General features: G+C 40.3%; 16 protein-coding genes. 11 read left to right on the top strand and 5 right to left on the bottom strand.

Features of this window, described 5'->3' with window-relative positions:
* The 7 genes from AC6F34_RS13270 to AC6F34_RS13240 form a co-directional block, all read left to right on the top strand.
* Positions 1-228, top strand: a 228-nt coding sequence (locus tag AC6F34_RS13270; protein ID WP_500772888.1) for a hypothetical protein, incomplete at its 5' end; no start/stop codon positions are given.
* A 50-nt stretch (positions 229-278) separates the two neighbouring features.
* Positions 279-428 (top strand): CD1375 family protein, encoded by a 150-nt coding sequence (locus tag AC6F34_RS13265; protein WP_500772886.1) that lies wholly within the window; start codon positions 279-281, stop codon positions 426-428.
* A 139-nt stretch (positions 429-567) separates the two neighbouring features.
* Positions 568-840: a hypothetical protein gene (locus AC6F34_RS13260; protein WP_500772884.1), complete on the top strand. Its 273-nt coding sequence runs from the start codon at positions 568-570 to the stop codon at positions 838-840.
* Between the two features lies 1 nt (position 841).
* Positions 842-1078 (top strand): BhlA/UviB family holin-like peptide, encoded by a 237-nt coding sequence (locus AC6F34_RS13255; RefSeq protein WP_500772882.1) that lies wholly within the window; start codon positions 842-844, stop codon positions 1076-1078.
* Positions 1075-1818, top strand: a complete 744-nt coding sequence (locus AC6F34_RS13250) for an N-acetylmuramoyl-L-alanine amidase (protein WP_500772880.1) — start codon at positions 1075-1077, stop codon at positions 1816-1818. The genes AC6F34_RS13255 and AC6F34_RS13250 overlap by 4 nt, the downstream gene beginning before the upstream one ends.
* On the top strand, positions 1818-2033 hold the full coding sequence (locus AC6F34_RS13245) for a phage holin (protein ID WP_500772878.1): 216 nt from the start codon (positions 1818-1820) through the stop codon (positions 2031-2033). The genes AC6F34_RS13250 and AC6F34_RS13245 overlap by 1 nt, the downstream gene beginning before the upstream one ends.
* Before the next feature lie 99 nt (positions 2034-2132).
* Positions 2133-2795 carry a hypothetical protein gene (locus AC6F34_RS13240; protein WP_500772877.1) on the top strand — a complete coding sequence of 221 codons (663 nt, stop codon included), beginning with the start codon at positions 2133-2135 and terminating at the stop codon, positions 2793-2795.
* A gap of 35 nt (positions 2796-2830) precedes the next feature.
* Here the strand turns inward: AC6F34_RS13240 and AC6F34_RS13235 are convergent, their stop codons facing one another.
* Positions 2831-3100, bottom strand: a complete 270-nt coding sequence (locus tag AC6F34_RS13235) for a hypothetical protein (RefSeq protein ID WP_500772875.1) — start codon at positions 3098-3100, stop codon at positions 2831-2833.
* Between the two features lie 212 nt (positions 3101-3312).
* Between AC6F34_RS13235 and AC6F34_RS13230 the strand changes: the two genes are divergently transcribed.
* Positions 3313-3540: a helix-turn-helix domain-containing protein gene (locus tag AC6F34_RS13230; RefSeq protein ID WP_500772873.1), complete on the top strand. Its 228-nt coding sequence runs from the start codon at positions 3313-3315 to the stop codon at positions 3538-3540.
* 11 nt (positions 3541-3551) lie between these two features.
* Here the strand turns inward: AC6F34_RS13230 and AC6F34_RS13225 are convergent, their stop codons facing one another.
* From AC6F34_RS13225 to AC6F34_RS13215, 3 genes are all read right to left on the bottom strand, one after another.
* On the bottom strand, positions 3552-4178 hold the full coding sequence (locus AC6F34_RS13225; protein ID WP_500772871.1) for a replication-relaxation family protein: 627 nt from the start codon (positions 4176-4178) through the stop codon (positions 3552-3554).
* Positions 4168-5301 carry an FtsK/SpoIIIE domain-containing protein gene (locus AC6F34_RS13220; protein WP_500772869.1) on the bottom strand — a complete coding sequence of 378 codons (1134 nt, stop codon included), beginning with the start codon at positions 5299-5301 and terminating at the stop codon, positions 4168-4170. The genes AC6F34_RS13225 and AC6F34_RS13220 overlap by 11 nt, the downstream gene beginning before the upstream one ends.
* Positions 5302-5620: 319 nt before the next feature.
* Positions 5621-5797, bottom strand: coding sequence for a helix-turn-helix transcriptional regulator (locus AC6F34_RS13215; protein WP_500772907.1), 177 nt, complete (start codon positions 5795-5797; stop codon positions 5621-5623).
* A 132-nt stretch (positions 5798-5929) separates the two neighbouring features.
* Here AC6F34_RS13215 and AC6F34_RS13210 point away from each other — a divergent pair, with 132 nt between their 5' ends.
* Positions 5930-6277, top strand: a complete 348-nt coding sequence (locus tag AC6F34_RS13210) for a YolD-like family protein (RefSeq protein ID WP_500772867.1) — start codon at positions 5930-5932, stop codon at positions 6275-6277.
* A gap of 618 nt (positions 6278-6895) precedes the next feature.
* On the opposite strand, the gene AC6F34_RS13205 is transcribed toward AC6F34_RS13210, so the two are convergent.
* Positions 6896-7396, bottom strand: a complete 501-nt coding sequence (locus tag AC6F34_RS13205; protein ID WP_500772865.1) for a PH domain-containing protein — start codon at positions 7394-7396, stop codon at positions 6896-6898.
* Between the two features lie 339 nt (positions 7397-7735).
* On the opposite strand from AC6F34_RS13205, the gene AC6F34_RS13200 reads away from it, so the two are divergent.
* Both AC6F34_RS13200 and AC6F34_RS13195 read left to right on the top strand, forming a co-directional pair.
* Positions 7736-8326 carry a glycosyltransferase gene (locus AC6F34_RS13200; RefSeq protein WP_500772905.1) on the top strand — a complete coding sequence of 197 codons (591 nt, stop codon included), beginning with the start codon at positions 7736-7738 and terminating at the stop codon, positions 8324-8326.
* Positions 8327-8568: 242 nt separating this feature from the next.
* On the top strand, positions 8569-9366 hold the full coding sequence (locus tag AC6F34_RS13195) for a nucleotidyltransferase domain-containing protein (protein WP_500772863.1): 798 nt from the start codon (positions 8569-8571) through the stop codon (positions 9364-9366).
* Positions 9367-9643: the final 277 nt, after the last annotated feature.

The raw sequence follows: 9643 nt of genomic DNA, 5'->3' as shown, positions 1-9643 counted from the left end.
GAAGCTACCTTGATAGGAGTTGATTTGGAAACGAAGATTCCTATTTTCGAGTATTCAAATCCCGAAAATCCTAGTGACCCGATTGTGCCTAAAAAGCCGTTGAGTGTGGAAATCGAGGAGTTGAGAAAAGAAAACATCTTATTAAAAGCACAAAACCAAGCATTAACGGAAACTACGGAATTTCACGAAGAACTAATCGTTGAATTGGCAATGGTTGTTTACTTATGATAGTCCGTCTTTTGATAAAAAATTTAATAAAACTATTAGGAGATGATGAAATGATGGCATTACTATTCGCACAAAGAGTGATTTTAGGAAAAACTGAATTTAACGAGGTTCCATCGACTTTACAGCCGGGAGTTTATGAGCATTTAGTTGATAGTGGCGTTGAATTTTTAGCCGGTGATTATCAACCAATTAGTGGTTAAAAGGAATATTTTGCAGAATTCAATACTGTTCTTTATGCTAAATAGCACTAAAAGAGGCTTAAAACACCAGAAACCTTTCGCTATAGTAATAGCGGTATATTTTATAAAGAGTATACTCATATTAGGAGGCGATTAAACGATGTTTAGAAAACAAGAATCAGGTCAAGCATCTAATATGAAAGAAGCTTATATGTTTGCTAATCTTTTACACCTAACGAAAGGGATCGAAGACGTTAAAGTTAGAAAAGAAAATGACTACGAATTCTATGTAGATTTTAGTATGGAAGACACATCACATTACTACGAATTTATTTCTCATATGTTACATGAATATTCGTTAGGAATCGAATTCTGCGGCAATACTTGGAAAGTTCACATGGAATTAAGAAGTAAACAACTAGGCGGTGATTAAAATGGAACCGGAAGTAATTAAATATTTCATGACGCAGGGGCCTTTCGCGATTCTTTTCGTAGGGCTCCTTATTTATGTCATGCGCGCTAACAAGGATCGTGAGACGCGGATGGAGCAGACGAACAAGGAGCGCGAGTCACGACTACATGATTTACTCGATAAGTTTAGCGATAAATACGACCTAGTCATCGATGAATTGCGGAACATTAAAAATCGAATGGGAGGCGGTCAACAATGACGAAAATTTTTATCGATCCGGGACACGGAGGAACTGATCCGGGCGCTGTCGGCAACGGCTTGCGCGAGAAGGATTTAACGTTAGCAATTTCTCTACAAATCCGCAACATTTTGACGTCAGAATACAATGGCGTTGACGTGCGTTTAAGCCGGACAACTGACGCTACACTTTCGCTTAAGCAACGGACAGACACAGCTAACGCATGGGGTGCTAATTTCCTTTTATCCGTCCACGTAAACGCTGGCGGAGGAACAGGCTACGAAGATTTTATCTTTACGTCAGTAGGCGCGCCAACGACAACGTACCAGAACGTTATTCACGCGGAAATCGTCAAACAGCTCGGCACGGGCGTCCGCAATCGGGGCAAAAAGCAAGCTAATTTCCATATGTTGCGCGAGTCGAAGATGCCAGCGCTATTAACCGAAGTCATGTTTATTGATAACGCGAATGATGCGCGCTTACTAAAGGACGCGTCTTTTATCGCAAGGGTAGCGCGAGGACATGCGGAAGGAATCGCGAAAGCTTTTAATCTGACGAAAAAACAGGGGGCGGCAAATGTGACGAAACCAAAGGACGATGTAACCGGACATTGGGCGGAGGCAGCGATCAAGAAGGCGCAAGCTAGCGGAGTAATTGTCGGCTATAATAACGGACAATTCGGCAGCGATGATCCGGTCACACGGGCACAATTAGCGGTAATACTCGACCGTCTAGGATTACTTGATAAGGGGGCGAAATAATGGACGTAAAACCAATCAATGCGGGCACGATCACGAGATTCATCCTTTTGTTATTGGCGCTAATCAACAGCGGACTTGAAATGGCTGGCGCAAGTATCATACCGGTCAATGAAGCGGGCGTAAGCGAATTTATCTCGTTAATATTCCTCGGCACCACGGCGTTATGGGCGTATTGGAAAAATAATGACGTGACGGAAAAAGCGCGCGGAAAATAACGAATAAAAACGCAGTAATAGACGAAACTTTTAATCTATTATTGCGTATACATAGTAATGGTAAACGTGGTACAATTTAGGCGAATAGGAGGGGGAAGAATGGAAGAAAACAAAATGGTTGTAAAGCCGAAGAAGAAATTCTATAAGACGAAATGGTTTTGGATTACTATTGGGGTATTATTCGTAATTGGCGCCGTATTTGGTGAGGACGAGGATAATCTCGCAAATGAACCAGCAGTAGCGGATGTGAAAGCAGAAACCAAAGATGAATCGAAGGAAGAAAAGCCTAAAAAAGAGGAAACACCTAGAGCAGACGATAAAGAAGAAAAAGATAAGCCGGTAGTTAATACGCCTAAGACATTAGAAGAAGAAGTCAGAGGTATTATCATCGATATTGCTGGCACAAAAAATAATATGGATATGCCACGAATTGATGGTTTGTACATTGACGAAGAATATATGACGGTAGTCGCTGTTCTCAATGCAAGCGATAATTTTACTAAAAATATGATTCGTACAAATATTCTTGGTACAAGTGCTGAATTATACGAGGAATTATTTAATATTGAGGGAATCACTCGAGTGAATATCGACTGGCTATTTCCGTTAGTCGATGCATACGGAAATGAAAATAATTCACCTGTAGTAAATATTGAGATTAGCAAGGAAACTGCCGATAAAATAAATTGGTCGAATTTCAGTTATAATAATTTTGAAGCCGTATCAGACTTCTATCTCGAACACCAAGCAATTAGGCCCTAAACCATCGCGGTTAGGGCGATTTTTTTTTGACTTCATTACCGGCTGCATCTACGCACAACATCCACGAAACTAGCGGTCGACAACCACTCGAAATCCACCTCGTCACACTTTAGCGCAACAATCAACAGTCGGCACGCGTCCAAATCGACGCTATCCCCAATCGGCGCAGGACTAACGCGAAACGCCACGCCTTCCAATCCGTAATCCTCCACGACAATATCCGGTGCAAGCAATACCGCCTCGTCGACCGTTGGCTCAAAATCGGAGTCGAGCGAAGAGTAGAAAGTTAGTAGGCGCTTAGTCATGGCGCACACCTAATAAATTTAAAACGGTCAATCCGAAAACCCCTGCGATAGTTAGCCAAAACAACGCAAGTAGATAGCCCATATAATCCCCCTTTGATTACGTTTAATGTAATTATAATTCCGTTAAATGGAATCGTCAATAATTAATTTACTTTTCCGCCCATCTTTCGCATAATATTAGTAAGGTACATATGGACGGCGGAGGATTAAATATGAAGCAAATTAACGTTAGATTAAAAGAGATATTAGACGAGCGCAGAATCGAACAAAAGGAACTTGCACAAATGGCGGGCGTGACCGAACGTTTTATCAGCGAATTAGTCAACGGAAAGACTCGTCGCTATCCGAAAGACGCGCTTGAAAAAATCGTCAATGCGCTTGAACTCGATGACATAAACGAAATCATAACGCTCGTAGAAAACGACAAAACCGCCGACTAGTGCGGTCTTTTTTATTGAACGACGAATTTAATGCCGCCTTGATTCGGCTGTATATTCGGCGGAACTTTCGGTCGTAACATCGCCATGAACTCGTCAAAGCTCGGCGCTTGAAACACGCGGAAGGGTAAGTCGGCAGGGATGTCGTATTGAATGTCGGTGATTATCAGTAGGTGCGCAAATGGCTTTGCTTGATGTAGCGATTCATAGCGTTCAAGCTTGGCGTTCATCACTTTGGCGCTATAATGAGTTCGCTGGACTTCGATGTAAAATTGCGTCTTTCTAAAAGTCGTAAATATGTCCGGCTCGACTGATCCTTTTGCGCCTAGCTTCGGCTCGACAATGAACGATTCAATGGCGCCATGTTTCCGCATTTGTGTATAGACGCCGAGAATCCCGAGCCAATGGTTTATCTTAGCGCTTTCCTTTTTGATTCGTAGATCGGCGCCATAATAAACGTAAGGACTAAACGACGTCGAGCGCTGTATATGACCGTCGCGAAGCAACCGGAGCAATACCGCATTTGTCGCCGTAATCGGTTTACGTAATCCACCGAAATGTATTTCTGCAATACTGTCGCGATCCATTACGCGGAAACGATTAAGGTCGGCAATAATCGCCTTGTCGCGCTTAGTTATCATCGTTAAACACGTCCTTTTCCGTAAGTTGAGCGGGCATCGGCGTAACATCTTTCGCGCTACCTTTCGATACCATAGCCGAACTCAACAACTTTTTAGCGTCAGACATCGCTAGATAGGGCGCTTTTAAGTCGTATATTTTATCGCTGCTCATAACAAACTCGCCCGGCTCCGATAGCTTTTCGGCATTCGGCGTATTAACTATTCTCGCCTCCAATTTATCGCGCAACTTAAAGCCCATGCTCACGGTCAAATTGGCGCGGACTGTCGTGTCAAGCGTCTTTGCATTCGGTCGTTGCATCGAAAGGATGGCGAATACGCCGAGCGTTCGACCAATCGCAACAATCTCCGTTAACACTTCCATTACTTCTTCATTCTTGCGCAACATGACAAATTCATCGATGCATACGACGATATAGGGGCGTCGGTGCTCGGCGGGCAATTCGTCAATATGACTAACCTCGAATGTTTCCGTCAAGTCGCTCCGTTCGTCGAGTTCATTCTTGATATGGCGCAACATCTTCGCGATTTGTCGCCCATTGCTTAAGACACATTTGACGTGTTCAACCTTGCGGAAAATATGAAATTCCGATTTTTTGCAGTCGCCTAAATACAACTCGAGTTCGCTCGGTTTCTTCATTAGTATGAGCGTCGTTAATATCGACCTTAACTGCGTCGACTTTCCGCTTCCTGTTTCGCCGGCGATTAGTATATGCGGTTGCGCTAAGAGATCAAACGTTTTGATTTCTCCCGTCCGTTCCATTCCGCAAATGATGCCGAGCTTGTGCTTCGCTACGTGCTTCTTAATCGCGCTGAAATCGTACGCTACTTCATCCGTTAATTCCTTCGTATAAACCGTTAACTTGAATTGTTTGACCTCGCCTTCCATGCGGATGTTCTCGCCGAAGTGCTGCTGAATTGCGAAATAGTTACGCTTAAGTTTTTCGGGATTCAGACCGTTCGGCAGCGTGAAAGTATAGCGGATGGAAAAGTCGCTAATTTTGACCGCGCGTATCTTCGGAAAGAGGGGACGCTCGATTGTGCCGAGATATATTTCGCCACTTTTGAACGCGTCGATCAATTTCTTGCGCGCTCTCATTTCCGCCACAAACCCGCGCCAACTCATCGTAACCAGCCCATTATCGGATTAGTCTCGATAAAATAAACGCCCGCAATTAAGCCGGCTATCGGCAATAGTATACGCAAGGTACTGCCAACCCATCCGTAGCCGTATGACTCCAAAGTCCGATCCAATGCAGCCACGACAACCGTCGCGCCGGCCGCCAACAAAACGCCTCCACTAAATAACATTTCCATCGTCTCCTTTTAACGAATTTGTGTTTCGCGATGATTGAGGCGTTTGAGCGTCGAATACTGCGGTAATGATACCTACGCTATAACCTATGTAGCTACTGCGGTAATAATGCCTGTACCGACATAAGTAATTACTCAGCAGGCATATAAAATATCTCGTTGACGGTACGGTCAAGCTTATCACTTATTTTCAGCGCAATCTCGAGCGTGGGCTGGCGGTCTTGATTTTCGTATCTATTATATTGGTTAACGTTGACGCCAAGGTATCGCGCGAACTCCGTTTGGTTCATGCGGTGATCATGGCGCATCTCTTTTAATCGATTATATACGGGCATTTTTATCACCTCGTATATTTATTTCTTCGTGTCGAAGGATTCTCCTTTTTTCGCTTGAATAACGAACTTATGTTCGTATATAATATTAACGTGGAGGCGATACGAATGGATACGCGGAATATAAAAGATCGCGGACTTATAAAATGGCAGGGCTTTTTTATGCGGGAACATACCGAACTCTTGCGCGAGTTTCAACAGGAATACGAACATGTGGCGGAACCGATTATTGACGAACACCAGCGTGCGGAATTTGATGAGCGGATATGCTACGCGATGGAATTTAATATTGCGCTGAGATTTTCGCAATGGCGCGACGGGGTTATTTCGGAAATGGTCGGACGGGTACATCATTACGATGCGATTAATCGGAAGTTGCACGTTGTGTCGGAGGCGGGCGAGTACGAGCGGGTATATTTGGACGAGGTGAAAAACGTTGAAATTGTTGATGATTAGCGCTATAATATCGTTAATCTGACACAGTCGTATTCGCATATAAAATGCGATTGATTTGCCGTAACGATCTAACGCCAAAGATGACGGGCGTTTGAACGATAAATTAACGTTTTGTTTTTAGTAGCACGACTCAAAATCGTGTTCCTCTGGAGTGCCGGTTCGACCCCGGCCACCGGTATCAGAAAAACGTTTCTCTTAAATAGAGAAACGTTTTTTAAATTCATTATTTTATCTGAAGTTTAAAATGAGCAATTCACTAGAAATAGGAATCAGCTTGATTGTAATAAGATAGTGTAATTGACCATCGATTGGTTTCGGGAGTGGAAAGGTATGATTTTTAGTCCTTTACAAAGTATAATGCAATGGAAATTACCTATTGCATGCTAAGTGAAGTTATTTTTTGATAGGCACTACTGTGCAAAGCCTGAGTTTAGTTAAGGAGCTTTGCACAGTAGTGTCTATTTCTTATTTCAATGTGAACATGAAGGCTATGTCATGACTTCAACTATTGTAAAACTAGGTAATGAGATCAAGTTATTGAACTAACAAAATCATAGTTAGTCAGGAGAATGGTTTGTAGTATTAGTAACATGAGAACCTAATAAAAAGCGTTCTTGGTTATAAACCTAATAATTGTTTTTTCTTGATTGCAAACTCTTCTTCAGTGATAATTCCACTGTCTCTTAATTCTGCGAACTTTTTTATTTCTTCTGCAACACCGTTTAAGGAAGCAGTAGGTTCTGATTGAGCTACATGTTTTTCGATTTTTTTACCGATATTTGATTTTACGAAATCAATAAATTCTTGAATATCACCTTCATTGATCCACTTCATATTGACTTTATTGCCAGATGCGAAGAATGCGATATGATACCCCAACATTCCTTTGCCCATTTCAATACTACTAATGTTTTCATATGGAAAGACTTCTAAATCGAAGCCGAAAGTACGTTTGGAAAAAAACACGAGACGGTGGTTTGTTGCTAGCATAATTCCATTCCTGATTGCACTAGAACCCATAACCTTTGCATCATAAGCCCCGAATATTACGTGTAATACTTCTTCATCTCTTTCTAAATGTTGAAGTGCTAGTTTTGTCAATTTATCTATTTTAGCCATTAATGAATCCTCCTTTATCTCTTTATTATATATGATTAAAGGATTCAACTGGGGAAGAGTTACAAATTTTATTGGATTTTACAGGTTAAATACTATGGAGATTTTTGTGAAATAGGACTCTCACTATTTTAACAGTGGTTTAAAACATTTGGGTATTTAATAAAAGCATCTATTTAAAGAATTAAAACGACAATAGGTCATGAAATCAATAGAGTTTTTAGGTATAAAACTACGCCGCTTATCAATAATAACAAGGAACATTTTTCAATTTTGGAAGGAGAAGGATTTATGAAAAAATTAATGATCATGCTTATTTTTATGGTAATTCCTTTTAGCATCATGACTGGAACAACTTATACCTACGCTAAACCACAGGAACAGTCACTTAGTCAGTCTGAAGTGAATTTTGAAAATGAATTTAGGAGACTATGGTTTGATCATGTGTTATGGACAAGTAATTATATTACAAGTGCAACAACAGCCAATGCTGAGGATCAGAAGCAGGTACTAGCTAGGCTACTTAAAAATCAAGAGGATATTGGTAATGCGATAAAACCAGTTTACGGAGAGAAAGCTGGGAACCAACTTACAAAATTGCTTAAGGATCATATTATTATTGCTGGAAAGATCGTAGATGCAGCAAAAAGCGGAAATCAAGAATTGGTGAATATGCTAAACAAAGAATGGTATAGGAATGCTAATGATATAGCAGCTTTTCTAAGTAGTGCGAACCCAAATTTAAAAAATGAAGAGCTCAAGAACTTGCTTTATATGCATTTAAAATTAGTCGCAGATGATTTATCTGCTAGCTTAAAAAAAGATTGGAACGCTAGAATTGCTTCAATTGACGAAGGAATCACACATATAATCTTAATGGCAGATACGATCTCTAAGGCAGTTGTGAAGCAATATCCAGATAAATTCAAGTAAGGTTGATAGAAACCTCCAACTATTTGTTGGGGTTTTTTTAATTGACAATATAGATAAAACGATTGCTACTAGTGTATGAAGGCTTTAATCATTGTTTATCTTAATCTTTGAGACTATTCTAGCTTTGAAGATGTGGTAATATATGTGTTAATGGATTAAACGTGTGAAACAGATAGGTAGCAGCATTTTGATTTCTGCATTGATTTATGGATGCTTAATACAGAGAAATATGGAGGCAAAGGATGAAAGAGACGATTGTTCGGTCTTTAATGGAGATAGAAAGAGATTATAATGTAAAGGTTCTTTATGCTGTAGAATCTGGTAGTAGAGCATGGGAATTTCCTTCAAAAGATAGCGATTATGATGTTCGGTTTATTTATGTTCATAAAGAAGAAGATTATTTGACGATTGATCCGCTAGGAATTGGAAAGAAAAGAGATGTGATTGAATTACCGATAAATGATCTATTAGATATTACAGGCTGGGAATTAACCAAGGCGTTAAGGTTATTTCGTAAATCAAATCCACCGCTATTAGAGTGGTTACGCTCTAGTATTGTTTATTATCAAGCATTTTCGACAATAGATCAGATGAAAGAGCTAAGTAAAACTATTTTTGCTCCCAATTCATGTTTATATCATTATTTAAATATGGCAAGTAATAATTTTCGAGAGTATTTACAAGGGGATGAAGTGAGAATTAAGAAGTACTTTTATGTCCTTCGGCCAGTTCTAGCTGCTAGGTGGATAGAAAAATACAATGAATTTCCACCGTTAGAATTTCCGCAGCTTTTAGAGGATGCTTTACCAGATGGTGAATTGAAATCACAGATTCAAATTTTATTAGAGAGAAAAATGAGCGGTGAGGAACTAGATTTCGAACCAAGGATTAACGTGATTAATGAGTTTTTGGATGAGGAAATTTTGCGTCTAAGAGAGTATGCAAAGAATTTAAATACAGAAATACCTGACTTTACAAGTTCTCTTGATGTTCTATTTAAGAACAGCTTAAATGAGGCATGGAATGAACAGGATTCCTAAGGGTAAATAAAGTGAAGAATCTGGTAGGCATATGAAAGGATCAGATCCCTCTCTTAAATCATACCATGGTAATGCACATCATGACATGATAGCCAATAAGATTGGTGTTAAGGAAATCTTTCGGACGGGAAGTAATCGGAGTAAATCAAATGGAAAGAAAAAGCATTTGCGTACAATCACAAATGCTTTTTTTTGTCCCGTTTTTTCCTTATAATGAAGAAATGTGAGCTTGTCCGAAATATACTTGATTTTGATTAGTCAGTCAAATTCATGGTAT

This window comes from Niallia sp. CD-39 (genome assembly GCF_059874745.1).
Note: the sequence above shows the minus strand (reverse complement) of the source record. Positions and strands in the feature narration are given on the sequence as shown.

What these genes read in the sequence shown, in the direction of transcription:
- AC6F34_RS13195 (WP_500772863.1), top strand. Translation starts at nt 8,569, where the DNA reads ATGAAAGAGACGATTGTTCGGTCTTTAATGGAGATAGAAAGAGATTAT.
- AC6F34_RS13230 (WP_500772873.1), top strand. Translation starts at nt 3,313, where the DNA reads ATGAAGCAAATTAACGTTAGATTAAAAGAGATATTAGACGAGCGCAGA.
- AC6F34_RS13200 (WP_500772905.1), top strand. Translation starts at nt 7,736, where the DNA reads ATGACTGGAACAACTTATACCTACGCTAAACCACAGGAACAGTCACTT.
- AC6F34_RS13240 (WP_500772877.1), top strand. Translation starts at nt 2,133, where the DNA reads ATGGAAGAAAACAAAATGGTTGTAAAGCCGAAGAAGAAATTCTATAAG.
- AC6F34_RS13215 (WP_500772907.1), bottom strand. Translation starts at nt 5,797, where the DNA reads ATGCGCCATGATCACCGCATGAACCAAACGGAGTTCGCGCGATACCTT.
- AC6F34_RS13205 (WP_500772865.1), bottom strand. Translation starts at nt 7,396, where the DNA reads ATGGCTAAAATAGATAAATTGACAAAACTAGCACTTCAACATTTAGAA.
- AC6F34_RS13235 (WP_500772875.1), bottom strand. Translation starts at nt 3,100, where the DNA reads ATGACTAAGCGCCTACTAACTTTCTACTCTTCGCTCGACTCCGATTTT.
- AC6F34_RS13250 (WP_500772880.1), top strand. Translation starts at nt 1,075, where the DNA reads ATGACGAAAATTTTTATCGATCCGGGACACGGAGGAACTGATCCGGGC.
- AC6F34_RS13265 (WP_500772886.1), top strand. Translation starts at nt 279, where the DNA reads ATGATGGCATTACTATTCGCACAAAGAGTGATTTTAGGAAAAACTGAA.
- AC6F34_RS13245 (WP_500772878.1), top strand. Translation starts at nt 1,818, where the DNA reads ATGGACGTAAAACCAATCAATGCGGGCACGATCACGAGATTCATCCTT.
- AC6F34_RS13220 (WP_500772869.1), bottom strand. Translation starts at nt 5,301, where the DNA reads ATGAGTTGGCGCGGGTTTGTGGCGGAAATGAGAGCGCGCAAGAAATTG.
- AC6F34_RS13210 (WP_500772867.1), top strand. Translation starts at nt 5,930, where the DNA reads ATGGATACGCGGAATATAAAAGATCGCGGACTTATAAAATGGCAGGGC.
- AC6F34_RS13255 (WP_500772882.1), top strand. Translation starts at nt 842, where the DNA reads ATGGAACCGGAAGTAATTAAATATTTCATGACGCAGGGGCCTTTCGCG.
- AC6F34_RS13260 (WP_500772884.1), top strand. Translation starts at nt 568, where the DNA reads ATGTTTAGAAAACAAGAATCAGGTCAAGCATCTAATATGAAAGAAGCT.
- AC6F34_RS13225 (WP_500772871.1), bottom strand. Translation starts at nt 4,178, where the DNA reads ATGATAACTAAGCGCGACAAGGCGATTATTGCCGACCTTAATCGTTTC.